We start from the raw sequence: 20,007 nt of genomic DNA on the forward strand, positions 1-20,007 counted from the left end.
TTTTTAAAAATCTCTTTTCCCTCTGGTATCAGGCTCAGGTAAGTTTGATAGTAAAACTATTTTAAACCGATATAGAGCCATGAAATTTAATCCGGAAAAGTACCGAATTCCCGATGAGCGCATGAAGCCTTTCATCGATGCCGATGAAATATGGGAATACATAAACAACGCAAAGCCCACCAAGGAACGGGTTCGTGAGATAATTGCCAAGTCGCTCGATAAGAATAGGCTAAACCTTGAAGAGGTTGCTACCCTGGTCAACACCACCGACCCTGAACTGGTTGAGGAAATACTACAGGGCGCTCGTACGCTCAAGGAGCGTATTTACGGGAACAGAATTGTGCTGTTTGCTCCGCTTTACATAGGGAATAAGTGTACAAACAACTGCCAGTACTGTGGTTTTAGGGCATCGAACAAGGATGCTATACGTATGACCCTTTCCGATGAAGAGATTGTACAGGAAGTTGAAGCGCTTGAGGATAACGGTCAAAAGCGATTGATACTTGTTTACGGTGAACATCCGGAGTACTCGGCCGAGTACATTGCCCATACCGTTAGGTTGGTTTATGGGATTAAGAAGAACAACGGGGAGATCCGAAGGGTTAACATCAATGCCGCTCCGCTTGACATCGAAGGATTTCGAAAGGTAAAGGAGGCTGGTATAGGCACTTACCAGATCTTTCAGGAAACCTATCACCCTGAGGCCTACACCTGGTACCACCCCTCGGGCAAAAAGAAAGATTTTGAGTGGCGATTAACCTCGCTCGACCGCGCACAGGAAGCTGGTCTGGACGATGTTGGAATTGGGGCACTCTTTGGTCTTTACGATTGGCGCTTTGAAGTCCTTGGCCTGGTTAGACATACCAATCACCTTGAGGCATGCTATAATGTAGGGCCGCATACCATCTCGTTCCCCCGCATCAAGTCTGCATCCGGTTTAAATATCACTGATAAGTATTTTGTTTCCGATAGCGATTTCGTAAAGCTAGTTGCAATACTCCGCCTGGCTGTGCCATACACTGGTATGATTCTTACAGCGCGCGAACCGGCCGATATTCGAAGGCAGGTTATTCAGTTTGGCGTATCGCAAATTGATGGGGGAACAAAGCTTGAACTGGGTTCGTACCATGCATTTAAGAATGAACATCAGGACCTTAATAAGGAGCAATTTGAGATTAACGATAACCGTTCGCTTGGTGAAATTATTGACGAACTTATTGACCATAACTATATCCCTTCGTTCTGTACGGCTTGCTACCGCCTGGGACGAACCGGTGAGCATTTCATGGAGTTCTCAGTACCTGGCTTCATAAAGCGTTACTGCACCCCAAACGCCTTATTAACCCTTACTGAGTACCTGGTTGACTATGCCAACCCAGAGGTTCAGCAGAAAGGCTACAAGCTCATTGAGAAAACCCTTGGAGAGCTCGACGGGCATCAGAACACTCTGGAGATTCGTCGAAGAATTGAGCGTATCAAAGCTGGAGAGCGCGATTTATACTTTTAATTTGAGTATTAGTTGTTACTAAAGCCCTGCATAAAAAATTAGCAGGGCTTTTACTTTTTACAGAATCTAGCTACCACCTCGGAGGCCTGATTATTGCCTAGGTTAACTGCCTTTCTGAGATCGGAACACCCTTTTACAGTTTCATTATTGATAAGGTAGAGTAATCCACGGTTATACCACGCGCCATGTATAAGGGGGTTGATGCCGATAGCTTTGGAAAACCATTCAATAGCAAGGTCGTTATTTTCAGTATGCATGAACATTACACCTATGTTGTAAGGAACTATGCCCTCATAGTCGTTGACCAATGCTATTGTTTTTAGATCATTACCAGCAGTAATAAAGGGTTCGTTATCAATTGTTTTTTGGGATATATTACTATTCCCGCTTTGTAAGCTTTTATTCTTAACGTTTTCAACAAATTGGGTCATTTTTATTTTTGCCAACACCTCGGCAAGCCTAAAAAGAGTGTTTGAACTATCACCCTTTAAGGTTTCTGAAAATTCTTTCATTGCGGCTGTATAATAGTTGCCTTGCAAATGGGCTATCGCTTTACAAATTCCGGACAATGAATCGGTGGCGATGGTTTCCAATTGTGAATACTGGTTAATGGTGTCGTACTCAAAGAATAGGCTGTAACCTCGGCAACTATGTGTGGCAAGAATCTGCCTGAGGTTCGAACTTTGCCAGTTCCTAGGCTTTGCATTTACGATTTTATCTACTTTTAGGGTGATTATAGGATAAACAATGGTTAGAATTCGGGTTCTGAGCTGTTCCATACTAATTGATGAGGTGATGTCGAGTTCCTCGTCAAGTGATAGCAATCGTTTTAGTTTTCCTGTGGAATCGATTACTGATGCAATATCATTAATTGCCCTATTACTGTATGCTTGCGCTAATCTATTGCCCTGAGCAATGTCAGCTTCGGCACCTTTCAAATCGCCTTTTTTGGTTTTAATCTCGGCTCTAAGCCGGTAAGCATTGGCGAACTCTGGAAAAATAGCTATGGCTTTATTAATATTTTCAAGTGCCATAGGCAAATATCCGAGTTCGTAACGTATTGAGGCCAGGTAGTAATGAACCAGCACATTGGTAGGAATAATTGATGAAAGTCTGGTTAGGTCATCAATTGCGCTTTCAGGATTGCCCACCTCATAGCTTATAATCGCTCTGTTAAAAAGGGCAAGGGTATTACGGTGTTCAAGCTGCAAAACCTTATTTAAGTCTGATAATGCCTGGCTATAATGTTTTTGGTAGTAGTAAACCAGTGCACGGGTAAAATATGCCTGTGCAAGTGTGCTATCAATCCCAATGGCTTGATTAAGATCTTGCAAGGCAAGTGGGTAGTTTGATTGCTGGGCATAAAGCGCACCCCTCCGTAAGTAAGGGTTTGCATTAAAGGGATTAAGGTTTATGGCTGCAGTATAATCGGTCAACGCTCCGGAACTATCCGAGAGCATTAACCTGGTGGTTCCCCTATTAACCCACGCATCCGGGATACGGTCATCAATTTTAAGCACCTGGTTGAAGGCATAAAGAGCATCGTGGTACTGCTCCTGCTGGAATAGAATGACTCCGTAGGTAAAAAGGTATTGTGCCGATGCTGGTCGCAGCTCGATGGCTTTTTGGATACACTCTATGGATTCAACGCTTTTCCCCAATTGCTGCAGAACCATTGCATAATACTGGTAAGCTTGGGAAAATAAAGGATTAATATTTAGGCACTTACTAAAATCGTTTCCTGCACCAACCAAATCGTTTTGGTAGTAGCGGGCAACGCCCCGCAGAAACCATGCCTCGTGTATGGTTGAGTCAACATTTAGCAGGGTGTTCAGGATTGGTATGGCATCAGCATAGTTACCTCTTGAAATTAACTCCTCGCCTTTGTAAAAAAAGTACGCCTTGTTGAATTGGGCCTTTGAAGGGGTAAAACAAACAAGAAAAGTCACAATTAGCCAAAAGGGGAATAATAATCTTTGCATTTTATAGTATTAATTATCGTGTCTATTTCTGTTCCTTTTCATTAATGTCAATTTCACCTAAATTATACATATTCCAAAGAATTTTTCGTTGGTAGCTCACCATGTATGCACTTGGTTTTGATGGATTTCGCTTAGCTGGTGCGGGTAGGGTAGTGGCAATCATTGCAGCCTCATGACGGGTAAGGCGCGATGCAGGTTTACCGTAGTATTTCCTTGCTGCGGCTTCCACTCCGTAAATACCCCTCCCCATCTCGGCTACGTTCAGGTAAACTTCCATAATCCTTTCCTTTGACCAGAAAGTTTCAATGAGCAGGGTAAAGTAGGCTTCTAATCCTTTTCGTACCCAGGAACGTTTGGGCCAAAGAAATACATTTTTTGCGGTTTGCTGTGAAATTGTACTGGCTCCGCGCAACTTTTTACCCCTTTGATTATACTTTCGGGCCTTTTTTATCGATTCCCAGTCAAATCCGTTGTGTTCCATGAACCTGTTGTCCTCGGCTGCAATTACAGCAAGCACCATCTGTGGCGATATATCTTCGATACTTACCCAGCTCTGTTCAAAATTGCTACTTCCTCCTTGGGTTTCCGGTAAATGCTTTTTTAGTATCATTAACCATGTGTAATGTGGGTTAACCCATTTGTACACTACAGTCAAACTAATACTAAGGGTAAAGAATAGTACTACCGAGTAGGTTATTACTCTTACTAACAATTTCTTAAAACTTAATTTTGCAATGTTTCCCGCTTCCGTCATCAATTGTTGACTTGTTGTTCTACCAATCAATAATTTATTTTATCGATAATGTTTGCTAATATATTAAATTTGCATTGACAAAAAAGATTTGATTTGCATTGAATTGTGTATTGAGTTGAAATTCAATGAATTAAATCAAGTTAAAAAAGTGATACCATGAAGAGATTATTTTGGGTTTTAACGAGTGTGATACTGCTAAGCAGCTGTTCCGACGATGGCATAAACTTTTTTACGCTCGAACAGGATATACAATTTGGTGAGCAGCTCGATTCCGCAATTTTGGCAAACCCCAATGAATATCCTATTCTTGATAGGACTCAATACGCTGAGGCATATACACATATTGAGAGGGTAATGAATGCCATTTTAAGTTCGGATGATCTGAGGTATACAACTACATTTCCCTGGCAGGTAAGAATCATCCATGACGACAATGTGTTAAACGCTTTTGCAGCACCTGGTGGTTACCTGTATTTTTACACCGGATTAATTAAGTTTCTGGATAACGAAGCTCAGATAGCCGGAGTTATGGCGCATGAAATAGCCCATGCCGATAGGCGTCACAGCACTCAAATGCTTACCCGTCAGTATGGTTTTAGCATGTTGCTCTCAATTATTATGGGCGATAATCCCTCGCAGCTTGAGCAGATTCTATCGCAGTTAGCCCTTGGTGGAACAATGCTCAAATACAGTCGCGATAACGAGTATGAGGCCGATAAGTATGCTGTTACATACCTTTGCGATACCGATTATCACCCGCGCGAACTTGCTGGCTTTTTTGAGAAGATGATGGGTTCTACACAAAAAATCCCTGAATTCCTTAGCACTCATCCATCGGATGAGAATAGGATTAAGAACATTGATGATGTGTGGAGAAGTTTAGGTAGTAAGGTTGGTAATACCTATGCTGACCGATACCAAAGTTTTAAGAATTCACTGCCGTAAAAGGGAGAAAAGAAAGAGCCACAATCTGTGGCTCTTTCTTTTTTGAATGCCTAATACCTAGAATGATTTCTTTATTAGCTCAACCCAACCTTTTACGCGGGCAATAGTTTTGTCGGCCTCGTAATCCTCATCAATGGGTAGGCCAATAAATTTTCCATTAATCAGAGCTTCGGAGTCGGTAAAGCTGTAACCATCGGTAGGCCATTGGCCTATCACCTGAGCCCCTTGAGCAATTAATTCCTTGGCAAGAATTCCCATTCCGTCGACAAAATTGCGGGGATAGGTAACTGAATCGCCGGTTCCAAAAAAGGCAAAGAGCTTGCCCTGAACTTGGATTTTTTTCAGCTCTGGTCTGAAATGGTCCCAATCCGAAGGCGAAGCCTCACCATTCCATGTTTCGCTACCAATGGTTGAGCATCCAAAAACGATAACGTCGTAATTGTTTACCATTGAAGGCGTTGCTTCTTTTATGGGGTGTAAGTCAGCTATAGCTCCAAGTTCTTTTGCTATCAGCTGAGCCACCTTCTCTGTAGAACCTCCTGTGGGTCCGTAAAATATTCCAATACGTTTATTCATATTTTATTCTTTACTTTTGATGTAAATATATAATTTTTCTACGATTTCTATTTACCACTACCTTTCAGGCTTGCCACGGCAAGAAATATTCCTAGCGCCACGCTCAGTAAAGCCGCAAAAAGAACCTGAAAATCGGCAGGTAAAAGGAATGTAATGGTATGAGCTGGGATCCAGAAGTAGGGTATTGTTTTGGCAAAAACAAAACTCCATTGAACCTTCCAGTTTATCGAAGCAAGAATATTTCCAAAATGTATGGGTTTTAAAAGGCACGAAAGTGTCCCACCATTGTTCACTATGTGGGTGTCGGTAACCTTATGGAGTGTCATCATTACGGGAGCGTAAATAATGTTCATAAACAGGCTAATGCTGAAGGCTACTAGTATCTTGGCTAAAGTAAGCTCGCCTTTTAAGGCCTGGGGCGCATTTTCCATGCCCATATATGCAAGAAATTGTGGAACCCCCGATGCAAATAGCACAAAAGCTAATTTTATGGTTAAACCAAGCAAGCCCCAAACAACTGCTCTGGGCAACAATCCAAATCCGGGTTGATTATAGTTTCCTGTTCTAATCCTTAACCCAATGGCTTCGCCAAAGGTGGCAAGGAGGGCAAACTTTATGAAACTTGTAACCATTCCATGGCTGGCGTTAAAATCAACATAAAAGTTGTAAACCGTTTCCGATATAAAAAAGGGTAGAAGGAACAGAATAGTTCCTACCATTATGTACAAGTCAACTCGTTTCACTTTAATCAAGATTTAACGGTTAAAATATCTAGCAAAACCAGCCCTAACCTGTTCCCATATATACTCAAAGCGTGTTGCAATAAGTATTACAAGAATAATGGCAAGGCCAATCATCATTTTTTCGTTAGCTGTAAGGCTATTCCATTTCTCCTTAAGGCTCATGGCGCACTATTTTTCAATTCTGATTCGGGCATCTACTGCAACAACCTTATCTTTTGAACCTAGAAGCGGGTTTAGGTCCATCTCAAAGATTTCAGGAGCAACTGTTACTAGTGCCGATAAACGGCTAACAATTTCGGCAAAAATCTGTTCATTAACAGGTTCCTGCCCTCTTGCTCCCTTGATTATTCCATAGCTTTTAAGCCCTTTTATCATGTTTAATGCTTCGTTTGTATCAATAGGTGCAAGGGCAGCTTTTACATCCTTTAGAACCTCAATAAAAATACCTCCAAGTCCGCATAGTACCATGTGACCGAATTTATCCTCGCGTTTTGCCCCAACAAAAAGTTCAACCCCTTTAAGCATTGGCTGAATAAGGATAGCTGTAGTATCCTTAATCTTAATCATACGGTCAAACTCTTTGCGAACCGTTTCGGAATCTTTCACATTAAGAACAACACCCCCAACATCCGATTTGTGGACGGGGCCAACTACTTTCATTACTACAGGATAGCCTAATTTCTCTGCTGCTCTGGCAGCATCATCGGCAGTTGTAACAACCGCTTCGCCAGCACGGGGTATACCGGCAGCATCGAGCAGCTGTTGAACAACATCGGGTGTCAGGTAACCGTTATTGCTTTTATTAATAATCTCACGTATGGCTTTTTCATTTACCTTTGGTAAAACGGGTGCTTCAGGTGATGGTTTTGGTGTATGGTAAATTTTTGCAAGGGCGTTGCCAAGCGATACCTCATCGGGGAAGAAAATTCGTCCTTTAGCAATAAAGTGTTCAATCTCATTCTTTACGTTCATAACCGAGGGGAGAACAGGGAATATGGGCTTGCGGCAAACCTTCATCTTTTCATCAAGCAGGTCGTAAACATCGTAAACGGGGAATAAGCCGGGGCTTCCAAAAATAACTATCATGGCATCGATATTATGGAAGTCGTTTTCGCAGGCATCAATGATAAATCCAAGTTGCTCGGCTGTTCCTGTTGCCAAAAAGTCAATGGGGTTAGCCACCGATGAGCCCGGAAATAGCTTGGCAAGCAGTTCCTTTGCCTTTGGCCCCTCAATTGGAGGTACTTCAAGTCCGTTGTTCGATAAAGAGTCAGTGAGCATAACAGCAGGGCCACCTGCATGGGTGATTACTGCAATGTTTTTCCCTTGAAGCTCGGGATGCATAAAAATTGATGCCACGGTAGCCAGTTCATCGCGCCCATAGCAGCGAACAATTCCCGCTTTGCGGAACAACGCTTCAACAGCTACATCGCTACTGGCAAGCGCACCTGTGTGGCTCGATGCTGCTCGGCTTCCTGCCGATGAACTGCCAGCCTTAATTGCCGCAATCCTGCACCCTTTCCTTATGAGCGACTGGGCATGTTTTAAGAGTTTTTGAGGTTTGTTGATACTTTCAACGTAGAGCAGCTTTACCCGTGAGCTGCTTTGGGGGTCGAATGTATTATCGAGGTATTCAAGTACTTCCTCAACGCCAATTTGGGCGCTATTGCCCACTGAGTATACGCTGTTAAATGTTAGGCCACGTGGAATGCTCGATTCCATAATAAACACCGCAGTGGCTCCTGAACCCGAAATAAAATCAACTCCTTTGGGGTCAAACTTGGGAATTGGGGTGGTAAAAACGCCGGCATAGTTAGTGTTCATTACTCCAATGCAGTTTGGGCCAATTAGGCACCCACCGGTACGGTTTATGGTGTCAACTATTTGTTGTTCAAGTTTTGCGCCTTCCTCACTCTCTTCATGAAAACCGGCCGAGAGAATAATGAAAGCTCTGGTTCCTTTTTGTGTGGCCAGAACCTCAACGGTTTGAGGGCAAAACTTAGCTGCAATGGCTAGTATTGCCAAATCCACCAGTGGTAAATCAGCAACATCGCGAACCGATTTCACTCCCTGAACCTCATCGGCTTTTGGGTTTACTACGTAAAGACTCCCTTTAAAATGGTTGTCGATAAGATTTTTTAAAACCTTTCCGCCGGGTTTCTGAATATCGTCAGAACCGCCAACCACCACTATACTTTTGGGATTGATTAACTCGTTGGTAATCATTTTAATGCGTTTTGAGTTTAACAGTTTACATTTTACACAAACGTAAATGAATTATGTAAAAGTAACAAGCCTGTATAATGTGTTAGAGAGCTACTTTTTTTGACAAAAAAAGGCCGACAGGAAGCTGTCAGCCTTTTCAACTATTATAACATCTTAGTAACTTTTGATATCTACTCCACCGAAAAGCACTAATCCTTTAAGAACAAGCTCTGGGGCATTTTCTGGTAGAGCCTGAGGTATTTTTCGTTTATCGGAAACGCCTCCAAAAATTGAGGTTACCTCAATTTTTACTTTCCATTCGGAAGGAATAATGAGTTTTGAGCCACCAAAAATGCATAGCAAATCAACAACATTTAAGCCTGATTCAAGTTTTGCGCTGCTAAGGTCAATGGTTGAGCCTCCAAAAATGTTGGTAATTTTTCCCCCTCTGAATTGCTGCGATGTAAATTTTTGGTCCGAACCACCAAAAATGGAAACATCATCAATCAAGTCGTCCTTAACTTCACCTGTTTTATATGGGTGCCACCTGCGTCGCCTGCTACCAAATATTAATGAAAGGCCTATAAAAAGAATTACAGCAGGCCAAAAAAGTTTGCTAATTGAAACGGGCAACTCGTAAAACTTTGCAGCAAGGAAAAATGCCCCTATGGCAATTAAAACTGTACCTGTAGTTCTATTTCCTTTACTGGGCAGAATAATTAATCCTATTACAATTAGTAACGTTTGCCATGTGAAAATGTATTTGCCCCATTCAACAGGATACAAATCGAAGTTATCGATAAGGAGTAAACCTGCCAATACAATTAGCAAAAATCCAAGTACTAGTCTTGAGTAGTCGGTTTTTGGGCTGTTCTCAATTTTTTCCATTTGATTTGAATTTGGTTTTCAACAATCTAAAAATACGATTTATATGTATCATTTGCTGCATGGTTATGAAATTTATTTAGTGTATTGCTGTTTTTTTGTACATAAACCCATAAAATGGGTTGGCTAAAGAAAAAAGAGCAATCGGCTTACGATTGCTCTTTTTTATTACTTTAAGCTTGATGCCTTAGTGACTAGCAGCACCTTCAGGAACAGCTAGCTTATCGCCGGTTGCATCAATCACATTTTTCTTCCACCAGTCGGGGTATTGTGGATTTTTAACTGGGGCAGGGCAGTAATCGTACTGGTTGTATTTAAGCCCACCCTTTCCATCCTCTTGCTTAACATTTCCATCCATAAATTTCATTAAAAGGAACTGGAATAGTTTTTCCCAACGAGCAACAACATAGTTTCCGGTATTAACGGTATAATCGGTAAGGTATCGTACAGCTTCCTCCTTGTTGGTTTCCAATAGCTTAAGAGCGGTTTGGTCAACTACGGCTGTTTGTGAGATGAAACGGTTCTCCAGCTCATCCTGTACCTTTTTGATATCCTGAATCATTAGGTCGTAGCGGAGGTAGGCAAAGTTTGATACCTTATTGAATACCCAGAATGCACAATCGTCGCAGTAGGTGAGCATATCGCCCTTGCCCTCGGCGTAAGCCTCTGGCACAGAGGTAACGCTGCAATATACAGGGAAGTAAACGGTTGAGGCAGCATCGTCGACACTGAACCAGAAAATACCACCAACAGCATCGGGTAGCCAGCTGCGCATTTGCGCAACAAACGAGAATCCTGTTTGCTGGGTTGCTGTGGCGCGTTCGTTAAAGTACGATTTACCTTCATATTTCCAGGTTAGTGGACGCCAACGGTATGGAAGACCATGAGGACCTGCGCCTGGATCCTTACTCATATCGAGCTCTGTTCCCTCAAGGTGATCGCGCATAAAGTTCATCATATCCCTAACCGAGAGTTTACGCTCAGGCTTGATATATAAAGGCATGCGGTTTTTAAGGTCGTGCCCCTTGGCGTAGTCAAAGTAGTTCCACATATCCTTGTTTACAGCCTTGAAAAACGACCAAACCCTAATCTCACAGAAACGAGCTGCACCAAAATCGAGTGGGGCATATACATCGGAAAAGCTAAATTCCTCATCTTTACCGGTAAAGTAACCTTTTTGACGAGCAAAGCTGATTACATCGTGAGCGTAAACAACCTCAACATCGGGCTCAAATATTTTATCTAAATTTTTTGAGCTGATTGAGGTTTTCATGTTCTCAAGGGGAAAGGTGGTGATACGAGCATGATTAGCATGACCCGATACGTACCCATCGGGAATACGAATGGCTACCCATAATGCTCCCCGATTTGCGTTGTAAGCCTTTTTAGTTTTCTTGTCCACCTTAATATCGGTTCCCTTACCAATCATTTCAAAAATCCAAACCTCGTTCTTGTCGGCAACCGAGAACGATTCCCCGGAACTGTAGTAGCCATACTTTTCAACCAGTTCAGCCATCACTTTAATGGCCTCACGTGCGCTCTTTGAGCGCTGTAGGGCGATATACATTAATGAACCGTAATCAATTAACCCAGTACTATCCTGTAGCTCTTCACGTCCGCCATAGGTGGTTTCACCAATTGCTACCTGATATTCGTTCATGTTGCCTACCACGCTATATGTCTGTAAGGCCTGGGGAATTTCGCCAAGGAATTTTCCTGTATCCCATTCGTAAATCTTCATTAGCGTACCAGCCGGATAAACAGCAGCGGGCTTGAAGTAAAGTTCGCCAAACAGGTAATGTGAGTCGGCGGCGTATGTTATCATGGTTGAGCCGTCAACCGATGCACCCTTGGTTACAAGGTAATTGGTGCATGCATTGCCGGTATTGGCATTAATCAGTAATGCAATAACAGCAAAAATCTGGATTGTGAGTTTTCTCATAATCGTTTTAGTTTAATTAAAGTTTACAAACCTAATATTTTTTTGATTATAAACCAGGTTGATGGTTTAATGGTTCGGGGTTTTAGCTGTATAGACACCCGGCTATGGAGCTGTTGTTTGCTCCTGTTACTGAGGCTATGGCGCCGGGTTCCTTTAGTAAGTAAAGCACCCCAAGGAATGCAAATATCAGGGCTTCCTTATAATCAATAGTTTTACTATCGGGAATTATAATTTTCACCTTGGTTTTCTGCTTAATTAGCTTCATTAAAAAGGCATTCTTAGTACCCCCGCCGGTTGCCAGCATGGTTGTTTTTTTCAAGCTGTTACAATCGTGGGCTATTCTACCTGAAATATGCTCGTATGCGGTTCTTAACTGACTGGTAAGCGGATATGCATTATACCTGTTGAGTATAGGCATTATATAGCTCTCGAACCACTCCCTACCCAGCGATTTTGGCGATGGCTGATTGTAGTATTCTAAATTTTCAAGTTCCTGAAACATTTCAGGAATAATCTGACCGGATTTTCCAAGGTCACCATTAAAATCGTATTCATTACCTGTTAACCCTGCGAGGTGGTTAAGCAACATGTTGCAAACACAAATATCGTAAGCCACCCGGTTACTAAAATTATCATCGTAGCTAATATTTGCTATGCCTCCCAAATTTAGGCAGATGTCAAACTCTTGAAAAAGCATTTTGTCGCCAATTGGAACAAGCGGTGCACCTTGCCCCCCCCGTGAAACATCGCCCGAACGAAAATCGGAAATGCAAGGAATCCCTGAATACGCAGCAATTGCTGCACCTTTGCCAATTTGTAGGGTGTATCCTTGAGTTGGATTATGAAAAACGGTGTGTCCATGCGATGCAATGTAATCGGCCTCAATTCCATGTTCCGATACAAACTTTTTAACCTGTTCCCCTAAATACTTCCCGTAGCTAAAGTCTAAAGCGGTAATCTCTTCAGCATTGTATTTATGGGCTTCCTTTAGCTGATTTGTGAGATGTGTTGGATACTTAATGGTTTCGGCAGCTAAAATGGAGTATTGCCATTTGCTATTTATGTTCTGAAAAGAGCAGTAACAAATATCAAGCCCATCGAGCGATGTGCCCGACATTAAGCCTATCATCCTATAACTTGAAGACTTGTTTAGGGAATGCATTACTTACGCGAATACACGCTTATTACTAGTTCCTTCACAGCCTGGTTGACCAGTTTATAAAGGGTTTCGTTAGGTGTGTTTATGTTAGTGTTTACAAAACCGTCAAAATATTTATCGTTCAGCGTTATTACTTTACTTTCAATAGCTTCACCTTTAGTGTTGGCTACTGGTATAATTCCTTTATCGTTATAGATGTTCATTTTAATGGTAATCTTTGGCTTTATCTCATTGGGAGCCAGTTGGATTACCTGTGGTGAGGTGTCGCTGGAGGTTTTGGTTACATATTTCGACATAAACTCAGGGCCAATTTCCACATCAATGCTGATATAAAACTTTGAGTTCCCTTTCTGAAGAGCTCTGTTTATTGTCACATTTGGAAATCCATAGTGGTCGTATGAAAATTTATCGCCATAGGCATCCAGGGGCAATATAATCATACCAACATCGTTGGTAAGCTGTTGCTTAATAATATCCCAGATATCGGCAGTAAGGTGCCCAACAATTCTATCCTGCTGCGGTTTAACCGGCTCGCGGAAAAGGTGAGCATACTCGCTAAACTTTGCATGGTACCCGGGATCAATATTGACCTTGAAATAAATCAGCCCTACCTCTTTATTTCTGTATTTTTGGGCAAAAACCTGAGTGCTAAAGAAAAATAAAGTTATTGCCAGCAGAACTGAAGTATATCTTTTCATGGCTTGAATTTTTTTCAAATGTAATAAAACTTATCAAAAAGTGAACCAAATTAGCTCTATTGTGCCTTTTGTGGTCTTTTCCTTTTCCATCGCCTATGCGTCCATAGCCAGCTTTCAGGGTTTTCTCTTATACTTTGTTCAAGCCTGTGCATGTAGGCAGCGGTTAGCTCACCGTCCTGCAGTTCGTTTGGTTTATCGCACAAAACGCTTAGTTCTACAGTATAGTAACCCCTCTTTACCCTTTTAATATCGATGTAAATAACAGGGTAGTTATACATTTTTGCATACTTTTCGGGACCATGAATGCAGGCGGTATCCTGGTTGAAAAAGTTTATCCAGTAGGCTTTTGATAGGTTTGACGGGCTTTGGTCAGCAACCAGAATGTATATGCAAGGTTTGTGTTTATATTTCTGAAAGGTATCAAAGGTCTGATTGGTTGGAACCAATTCGGTTCCCCTAATCGATCGGTTCCACTTGATGAACCAATCGATAAGCTTGTTGCTTAGTGGTTTGTATATGGCAACCGGGTGATGTTTTAGCTGTATTCCGGCCGAGAGGGCTCCCCATTCCCAGTTGTTTAGGTGCCCTGCAACTCCAATAATACTCTGTTTCTGATTGTAGTAGTAATCGAGTAGTTCAGGGTTAAGAATTTTATGACGTTCTCTTATGGCTGAGTTGCGCATGGTGAACCCTTTAAGCGCCTCAACAGAAATATCGGCTAGGTTCTGGTACGATTGTTTCTCAATTACTGCTAATTCCGCATCGCTTTTTTCAGGGAATGCCAATCGTAAATTGCTTCGGGTAACCCTTACACGGTATTTTAAAACATTGTGCAGGAGTTTAGCCATAATATTACTGTAGCCGTAGATTAAACCCCATGGAATTATGGCTACAATAACTATTGAGATGAGGAATAGTATGAAGTAAAAAACGGTTATCAAAACTCAATCAGTTTACATTGTCAAAGTTAGCTATTACCAGAAAAACATGATAGCATATTCCGAATCATTGTTTAACATATCGGTAGCAACAATTTTAAGGCTATGCCATTGACCTTTTTTAATCCTTTGGGGATTAAGATTATGCGAAAGTATACCGGTTTTTGGATCCCACTCAAATAGCGCCCAGTTACCATCAATATAGCCATTATACGTTTTGATACCCGTATTGTCTATTAGCTTAAAGTTTATGTTGTTTTGGCTGGTGATTTTTGCATTAGGCATTAAGTTTTGGGCAATAATTGACGGAGGAATTGTATCAACCAGAACGGTATATTTCCCAAAGCTATTACAGGTTGCCTTTAGGCTGCCATTAACAAGTTCGCTTCCAACGTATTCAAATCCTTTCCCGTTTATTTTTGCAATGTAGTGTTTAATCAATATGTTTTCAGAAATTTTGCTGGCTTTGTATTCCAATGTGAACTTTTTGAAGAGCTTTGTTTTTGGATTATGAATAGTGACTATTGGGTATGGTAGATTATCCGCTTGGTTCTCTTCCATTTGGAATAGTATATCGTGGAATAGGGCATTTTCGGGCAACCTAACCATGTAACTATCGGTTTTATATATATTTTCAGCATTCCATTTGAAAAGAGGAAGGGAAGGTACGCTATTGGCGTTTACCTTATTTTCAACTCCTAGTATCTTAGATATTAGTTTGCTACTGTTTCCTGAATGATCCCAAACCGTAACAGCTACACTGTATATGCTATCTTTAGCTACATCAATAATACCATGGTTGATAACATGATTGATGCCCGAAAACCTGTTGTTAGGATCGGTCCATAGCCGAATTGCTTTATAGCCATTCCATCCATTATCGGTAATACCATTAAAACCATTTGCATACCGGGTTTCCAGAAAAGAAAATCGGTCAACATGGAAGGTAAATGTTTTATTACCATTTATTCTCACTTCGGCTTTCTTGATACCGGCTCTCAGGCTGTTTGAATTTACAATATCGTAGTAATCGAGTGCTAGGCCAACTTTACCCGATGCTTTAATTGGCAAGGGAACTATAAAATCGCTCCCCTTTTTTACGGCTTCATAGGCTTTATAGGTTAAGCTGTCGAGCAGGTATCGTAAGCTGTCAATTTCAAAAACAAGCAAACGGTTAATGGTTGGTGGATTGCTATCGGTTTGCCTCCATTCATTAAAAAACTCAAACGGATCTAAAATATGCTGTGAGGTGGTTTCACGAATTTCGAAGTGCAGGTGTGGCCCCCCGGAACTACCACTGTTGCCCGATAGTCCAATAATATCGCCCTTATTCACATTTAGTTCTCCTGGGTTAGGGAAGAGTTCAATCTCGAACGACTGTTTTTGGTATTGGGCATTCTCAACATACTCTGCAATTTTACCCACAAACCTATCGAGGTGAGCATATACCGATGTTTTGCCATTGGGGTGGTCGATGTATATTACTTTACCAAAACCAACAGGGCTTACTTTGATTCGTGAAACAAAACCTTTTTCAATTGCAAAAACACTATAACCCACCCGCCCCATAGTACGAAGATCGACCCCTGAGTGGAAATGATCCGATCGAACTTCACCAAATGTGCCCGAAAAGGCGGGTGGCATTTCGAGTGGTAACTTAAACGGTTGGGTTTGAGCAATTGTAACACTTGAAAGAAATAGCAGACCTGCAAAGCGGTAAAGCCTCATTGTTATTATCTTTTAATGCCCAAATATATAAAAGCCTACCTTGAGTGGTGCTTAAAATTGAAATGAACCGATAGAAATATTTTAGTTTTGAGCGTAAGCATCTCATTATTAGATTTATGGAAAACCCCACTCTGCTGAGTTTAAAAATTGTTTAAAGATTTGTTTTTTGAACTAGGTTTAATTAACTTTGTAAAACTTTATCTGGGATATGAACGATTCTTCGAGCCATATAATCGACAACATTAAACAAAAGGTTCAAACTCTTGTTTTTATGTATGAAAGAGAAAAACAGGAGAACGACCGTTTAAAGGCTCAGGTTGCTCAGCTTGAAGCTAAACTGAAAGCTAAAGAGCAAGCCTGCGCCGAGCTTGAAGAACGATATTCCCGGTTAAAGATAGCCAAGGCGCTGAAGGCAAGCGATGCCGATGTGCACGAGGCAAAGATTAAGGTGAACCGGATTGTGCGGGAAATTGACAGGTGTATTGCTCTACTTAATAAATAGAACCTAGCGCTGCCGAATGGACGAAAAGTTATCAATTAACGTGAATGTGGCCGAACGGTTATATCCCCTCAAAATCGACAGAGATGATGAGGAAAAGATACGTAAGGCTGCTAAATTGATAAACGACAAAGTAATGCTGTACAAGCAAAGGTATAGCGACAAGGACGTACAGGATTATTTGGCTATGGCAGCACTACAGTTCGTTATAAAGCTGATAGAGTGCGAGGATAAAACTGATACCTCGGAGTTTATGAGCGAGTTGAAAGATCTGGACGAATGGCTGGGTTCTTTCATTGGTAAGCAAAACATGAGTTCTTTCAAATAGCATTGCCCGCATTATCGCCTTAACGTTTTTGCGAAACTCAACACTACAAAAATTGGAGAAGGACTTTCTCCGCACAAGACAGGCCTGTTTACCGCTTGTTCGGGATCTCCTCCGGGAGACGCTGGTAGTCTGAATCGGATGGCCTCTCCACCCATGTTTAGCTGGGGTTTCTACATAAAATTAAGGCATAATGCGGGTTTTTTATATATATAATTCTTAAAAATTCATTTAGTATGGTGTTAACAATAATAATAGCAGTTTCGGCTTTTTCCCTAGGGGGATTACTGTCGTACTTTGTCTGGAATAAGCTTTTGGCCAGCAAGCGCAATAAGATTATTCAGGAGGCCGAAGCCGAGGCCGAAGTTATCCGTAAGGAGAAGATTTTGCAGGCAAAGGAAAAGTTCTTACAGCTTAAAACTGAACACGATAAGGTAATTTCGGAAAAAAACAACCGGATTGCTCAAGCTGAAACCAAAATCAAGCAGCGCGAACTGCAGTTATCGCAAAAGTTTGAGGAGCTTCAGCGTAAGCAGAAGGAGGTTGATGTTATTCGCGAAAACCTCTCGAGTCAAATGGAGCTGGTTGAAAAGCGTGGCGAGGAACTTGAGCGTATGCATAAGGATCAAATTGAGCGCCTTGAAGCAATTTCGGGCCTTTCGGCCGAGGAGGCTAAAGCTCAGCTTATTGAGTCGCTTAAAGCCGAGGCTCGCACCCAGGCCATGTCGTATATCAACGAGATTGTTGATGAGGCCAAAATGACTGCCACCAAGGAGGCAAAACGAATTGTGGTACAAAGCATTCAGCGTGTTGCAACCGAAACAGCCATTGAGAACTCAGTTACTGTGTTCAATATCGATTCCGATGAAATCAAGGGTCGCATCATTGGCCGCGAAGGCCGTAACATTAGAGCTCTGGAGGCTGCTACCGGTGTGGAAATCATTGTGGACGATACACCTGAAGCAATCATCCTTTCAGCTTTCGACCCTGTTCGTCGTGAAATTGCCCGACTTGCCCTTCATCAGCTGGTAACCGATGGCCGTATCCACCCTGCGCGTATCGAGGAGGTAGTGCAAAAGGTTCAAAAACAGGTTGAGGAGGAAATTATTGAGGTGGGCAAACGCACCGCTATTGATTTGGGTATCCACGGCTTACATCCTGAGCTCATCCGCCTGGTTGGTAAAATGAAGTATCGCTCATCCTATGGGCAGAACCTGCTCCAGCACTCGCGTGAGGTTGCAAACCTTTGTGCAATTATGGCCTCAGAGCTTGGGCTTAACCCCAAGGTTGCCAAGCGTGCTGGCTTACTGCACGATATAGGCAAGGTGCCCGATGATGAACCCGAACTACCACACGCTATTCTTGGTATGAAACTCGCCGAGAAGTACAAGGAGAAACCCGAGGTTTGTAATGCTATTGGCTCGCACCATGATGAGGTGGAGATGACCACCCTCATTGCTCCTATTGTTCAGGTTTGCGACGCCATTTCAGGTGCACGTCCAGGTGCACGCCGCGAGGTTGTTGAATCGTATATTAAGCGACTTAAGGAGATGGAAGACCTTGCGCTTTCATATCCCGGAGTGCTTAAAACATATGCAATTCAGGCTGGTAGGGAGTTGCGTGTAATTGTTGGTAGCGAAAAGGTTTCGGACGAAGAAGCCAATAAGCTCTCGTTCGAGATTGCCAAAAAGATTCAGGACGAGATGACATATCCAGGTCAGGTTAAAATTACGGTGATTCGCGAAACCCGAGCCATCAGCTACGCTAAGTAGTGTATAGTGGTTAGTGTACAGTGTTTAGTATGAACCTTTAACCTTGAATCTTGAATCTTGAATCTTAAATTTTGAATCTTGAATCTTGAATCTTGAATCTTGAATCTTGAATCTATGAACATCCAGATGTGCGACCTAAGGGGGCAGTACTTAAAGATAAAAAGTGAGATTGATGCTGCCATTCAGGAGGTAATTGACAGTACTGCTTTTATCAAGGGGAAGGAGGTAGGTCTGTTTCAGGAAGAACTTGCTTCCTATCTGGGCGTTAAGCATGTAATTGGCTGTGCCAACGGAACCGATGCCCTTCAAATAGCACTTATGGCACTCGATTTAAAACCGGGCGATGAAGTTATCACGCCCGACTTTACTTTTATTGCCACGGTTGAGGTTGTAGCCCTTTTGGGGCTCACGCCAATACTTGTCGATGTTGATCCATCAACCTTTACTATCGATGCTAAAAGGTTAGAGGAAGCCATAACCCCAAAAACCAAAGCCATTATTCCTGTTCATCTTTTTGGCCAATGCGCCAACATGGATGAGATTATGCGTTTAGCTCAAAAGTATAACCTGTACGTTATTGAGGACACAGCACAGGCATTGGGTGCCGATTATTTCCATTCCGATGGCCGAGTTTCAAAAGCAGGAACCATAGGAGCCGTTGGCACAACATCGTTTTTCCCTTCAAAAAACTTAGGTTGCTATGGCGACGGAGGTGCTCTTTTTACCAATGATGATAGCTTGGCTAACGAGATACGTTCAATTGCCAACCATGGTATGAAGGTCAGGTATCATCACGATAGGATTGGGGTGAACTCCCGTCTCGATACCATTCAGGCTGCCATTTTAAGGGTTAAGCTGAAGTACCTCGATTTTTATAATAAGGCTCGTATTGAGGCTGCAAATGCCTACGATTCCGCGTTAAAACCTTGTAGCAAGATTATTACGCCGGCACGAGCTAAGTGGAGTAGCCATATCTTTCATCAGTACACATTAAAGCTTAACAATGTTGATCGCGAAAGGCTACAAAAAGATTTGGCTGCCAAAGGTATTCCCACCATGGTTTACTACCCAATACCGTTGCATAAGCAAAAAGCTTTTGAACCCTACAGGGAGTTTAATTATGGGCGTTCGTTTCAGGTTTCCGATTTTCTATCAAGTTCTGTAATCTCGCTTCCCATGCATACCGAGCTATCAGCCGATGTAATAAAATATATCACCGAAACTCTACTGGAGGCATTAAAAGATTAATTTTGATAAATTTTTATTGTCATGGAGAAAACCTACTTCGCCCACGAAACAGCAGTAATTGATGAAGGTTGCACAATAGGCAAGGGTACAAAAATATGGCA

At 42.1% G+C, this 20,007-nt stretch carries 18 protein-coding genes; 6 read left to right on the forward strand and 12 right to left on the reverse strand.

Annotated elements, in window-relative coordinates:
• Positions 1 to 79 precede the first annotated feature (79 nt).
• On the forward strand, positions 80 to 1,507 hold the full coding sequence (gene hydG, locus WHS63_RS09355) for a [FeFe] hydrogenase H-cluster radical SAM maturase HydG (RefSeq protein ID WP_445204877.1): 1,428 nt from the start codon (positions 80 to 82) through the stop codon (positions 1,505 to 1,507).
• A gap of 50 nt (positions 1,508 to 1,557) precedes the next feature.
• On the opposite strand, the gene WHS63_RS09360 is transcribed toward hydG, so the two are convergent.
• Both WHS63_RS09360 and mtgA read right to left on the reverse strand, forming a co-directional pair.
• On the reverse strand, positions 1,558 to 3,489 hold the full coding sequence (locus WHS63_RS09360) for a tetratricopeptide repeat protein (RefSeq protein WP_445204878.1): 1,932 nt from the start codon (positions 3,487 to 3,489) through the stop codon (positions 1,558 to 1,560).
• A 22-nt stretch (positions 3,490 to 3,511) separates the two neighbouring features.
• Positions 3,512 to 4,201 (reverse strand): monofunctional biosynthetic peptidoglycan transglycosylase, encoded by a 690-nt coding sequence (mtgA, locus tag WHS63_RS09365; RefSeq protein WP_445204879.1) that lies wholly within the window; start codon positions 4,199 to 4,201, stop codon positions 3,512 to 3,514.
• Between the two features lie 198 nt (positions 4,202 to 4,399).
• Here mtgA and WHS63_RS09370 point away from each other — a divergent pair, with 198 nt between their 5' ends.
• Positions 4,400 to 5,188: a M48 family metalloprotease gene (locus tag WHS63_RS09370; protein ID WP_445204880.1), complete on the forward strand. Its 789-nt coding sequence runs from the start codon at positions 4,400 to 4,402 to the stop codon at positions 5,186 to 5,188.
• A 57-nt stretch (positions 5,189 to 5,245) separates the two neighbouring features.
• On the opposite strand, the gene WHS63_RS09375 is transcribed toward WHS63_RS09370, so the two are convergent.
• The 10 genes from WHS63_RS09375 to WHS63_RS09420 form a co-directional block, all read right to left on the reverse strand.
• A complete protein-coding gene (locus WHS63_RS09375; protein ID WP_445204881.1) occupies positions 5,246 to 5,764 on the reverse strand; it encodes a flavodoxin in 519 nt (172 codons plus the stop codon).
• Positions 5,765 to 5,811: 47 nt separating this feature from the next.
• A complete protein-coding gene (locus tag WHS63_RS09380) occupies positions 5,812 to 6,507 on the reverse strand; it encodes an Mpv17/PMP22 family protein (RefSeq protein WP_445204882.1) in 696 nt (231 codons plus the stop codon).
• Between the two features lie 12 nt (positions 6,508 to 6,519).
• On the reverse strand, positions 6,520 to 6,669 hold the full coding sequence (locus WHS63_RS09385; protein ID WP_445204883.1) for a hypothetical protein: 150 nt from the start codon (positions 6,667 to 6,669) through the stop codon (positions 6,520 to 6,522).
• 6 nt (positions 6,670 to 6,675) lie between these two features.
• Positions 6,676 to 8,733: an acetate--CoA ligase family protein gene (locus tag WHS63_RS09390; RefSeq protein ID WP_445204884.1), complete on the reverse strand. Its 2,058-nt coding sequence runs from the start codon at positions 8,731 to 8,733 to the stop codon at positions 6,676 to 6,678.
• Between the two features lie 153 nt (positions 8,734 to 8,886).
• Positions 8,887 to 9,600, reverse strand: a complete 714-nt coding sequence (locus tag WHS63_RS09395) for a LiaF transmembrane domain-containing protein (RefSeq protein ID WP_445204885.1) — start codon at positions 9,598 to 9,600, stop codon at positions 8,887 to 8,889.
• A gap of 184 nt (positions 9,601 to 9,784) precedes the next feature.
• Positions 9,785 to 11,539, reverse strand: coding sequence for a dipeptidase (locus WHS63_RS09400; RefSeq protein WP_445204886.1), 1,755 nt, complete (start codon positions 11,537 to 11,539; stop codon positions 9,785 to 9,787).
• An 82-nt stretch (positions 11,540 to 11,621) separates the two neighbouring features.
• Positions 11,622 to 12,668, reverse strand: coding sequence for an anhydro-N-acetylmuramic acid kinase (locus WHS63_RS09405; RefSeq protein WP_445204887.1), 1,047 nt, complete (start codon positions 12,666 to 12,668; stop codon positions 11,622 to 11,624).
• A gap of 32 nt (positions 12,669 to 12,700) precedes the next feature.
• Entirely contained in the window at positions 12,701 to 13,396 is a 696-nt protein-coding gene (locus WHS63_RS09410; RefSeq protein ID WP_445204888.1) for a hypothetical protein, read from the reverse strand.
• A 56-nt stretch (positions 13,397 to 13,452) separates the two neighbouring features.
• Positions 13,453 to 14,337, reverse strand: a complete 885-nt coding sequence (locus WHS63_RS09415) for a lysophospholipid acyltransferase family protein (RefSeq protein WP_445204889.1) — start codon at positions 14,335 to 14,337, stop codon at positions 13,453 to 13,455.
• Positions 14,338 to 14,370: 33 nt separating this feature from the next.
• On the reverse strand, positions 14,371 to 16,062 hold the full coding sequence (locus WHS63_RS09420) for a M23 family metallopeptidase (RefSeq protein ID WP_445204890.1): 1,692 nt from the start codon (positions 16,060 to 16,062) through the stop codon (positions 14,371 to 14,373).
• Between the two features lie 271 nt (positions 16,063 to 16,333).
• Here WHS63_RS09420 and WHS63_RS09425 point away from each other — a divergent pair, with 271 nt between their 5' ends.
• The 4 genes from WHS63_RS09425 to WHS63_RS09440 all read left to right on the forward strand — a co-directional run bounded on the left by WHS63_RS09425 (position 16,334) and on the right by WHS63_RS09440 (position 19,906).
• Positions 16,334 to 16,564: a hypothetical protein gene (locus WHS63_RS09425; RefSeq protein WP_445198679.1), complete on the forward strand. Its 231-nt coding sequence runs from the start codon at positions 16,334 to 16,336 to the stop codon at positions 16,562 to 16,564.
• Between the two features lie 16 nt (positions 16,565 to 16,580).
• Positions 16,581 to 16,889 (forward strand): cell division protein ZapA, encoded by a 309-nt coding sequence (locus tag WHS63_RS09430; RefSeq protein WP_369489802.1) that lies wholly within the window; start codon positions 16,581 to 16,583, stop codon positions 16,887 to 16,889.
• Positions 16,890 to 17,122: 233 nt separating this feature from the next.
• Positions 17,123 to 18,658 carry a ribonuclease Y gene (gene rny, locus WHS63_RS09435; RefSeq protein WP_445204891.1) on the forward strand — a complete coding sequence of 512 codons (1,536 nt, stop codon included), beginning with the start codon at positions 17,123 to 17,125 and terminating at the stop codon, positions 18,656 to 18,658.
• A gap of 114 nt (positions 18,659 to 18,772) precedes the next feature.
• Positions 18,773 to 19,906: a DegT/DnrJ/EryC1/StrS family aminotransferase gene (locus WHS63_RS09440; protein ID WP_369489804.1), complete on the forward strand. Its 1,134-nt coding sequence runs from the start codon at positions 18,773 to 18,775 to the stop codon at positions 19,904 to 19,906.
• Positions 19,907 to 20,007 lie beyond the last annotated feature (101 nt).

It is taken from the genome of Tenuifilum sp. (genome assembly GCF_037481895.1).
Lineage (GTDB): Bacteria > Bacteroidota > Bacteroidia > Bacteroidales > Tenuifilaceae > Tenuifilum > Tenuifilum osseticum.

What these genes read in the sequence shown, in the direction of transcription:
- hydG (WP_445204877.1), top strand. Translation starts at nt 80, where the DNA reads ATGAAATTTAATCCGGAAAAGTACCGAATTCCCGATGAGCGCATGAAG.
- WHS63_RS09360 (WP_445204878.1), bottom strand. Translation starts at nt 3,489, where the DNA reads ATGCAAAGATTATTATTCCCCTTTTGGCTAATTGTGACTTTTCTTGTT.
- WHS63_RS09370 (WP_445204880.1), top strand. Translation starts at nt 4,400, where the DNA reads ATGAAGAGATTATTTTGGGTTTTAACGAGTGTGATACTGCTAAGCAGC.
- WHS63_RS09375 (WP_445204881.1), bottom strand. Translation starts at nt 5,764, where the DNA reads ATGAATAAACGTATTGGAATATTTTACGGACCCACAGGAGGTTCTACA.
- WHS63_RS09385 (WP_445204883.1), bottom strand. Translation starts at nt 6,669, where the DNA reads ATGAGCCTTAAGGAGAAATGGAATAGCCTTACAGCTAACGAAAAAATG.
- WHS63_RS09390 (WP_445204884.1), bottom strand. Translation starts at nt 8,733, where the DNA reads ATGATTACCAACGAGTTAATCAATCCCAAAAGTATAGTGGTGGTTGGC.
- WHS63_RS09395 (WP_445204885.1), bottom strand. Translation starts at nt 9,600, where the DNA reads ATGGAAAAAATTGAGAACAGCCCAAAAACCGACTACTCAAGACTAGTA.
- WHS63_RS09400 (WP_445204886.1), bottom strand. Translation starts at nt 11,539, where the DNA reads ATGAGAAAACTCACAATCCAGATTTTTGCTGTTATTGCATTACTGATT.
- WHS63_RS09405 (WP_445204887.1), bottom strand. Translation starts at nt 12,668, where the DNA reads ATGATAGGCTTAATGTCGGGCACATCGCTCGATGGGCTTGATATTTGT.
- WHS63_RS09410 (WP_445204888.1), bottom strand. Translation starts at nt 13,396, where the DNA reads ATGAAAAGATATACTTCAGTTCTGCTGGCAATAACTTTATTTTTCTTT.
- WHS63_RS09420 (WP_445204890.1), bottom strand. Translation starts at nt 16,062, where the DNA reads ATGAGGCTTTACCGCTTTGCAGGTCTGCTATTTCTTTCAAGTGTTACA.
- WHS63_RS09425 (WP_445198679.1), top strand. Translation starts at nt 16,334, where the DNA reads ATGTATGAAAGAGAAAAACAGGAGAACGACCGTTTAAAGGCTCAGGTT.
- WHS63_RS09430 (WP_369489802.1), top strand. Translation starts at nt 16,581, where the DNA reads ATGGACGAAAAGTTATCAATTAACGTGAATGTGGCCGAACGGTTATAT.
- rny (WP_445204891.1), top strand. Translation starts at nt 17,123, where the DNA reads ATGGTGTTAACAATAATAATAGCAGTTTCGGCTTTTTCCCTAGGGGGA.
- WHS63_RS09440 (WP_369489804.1), top strand. Translation starts at nt 18,773, where the DNA reads ATGAACATCCAGATGTGCGACCTAAGGGGGCAGTACTTAAAGATAAAA.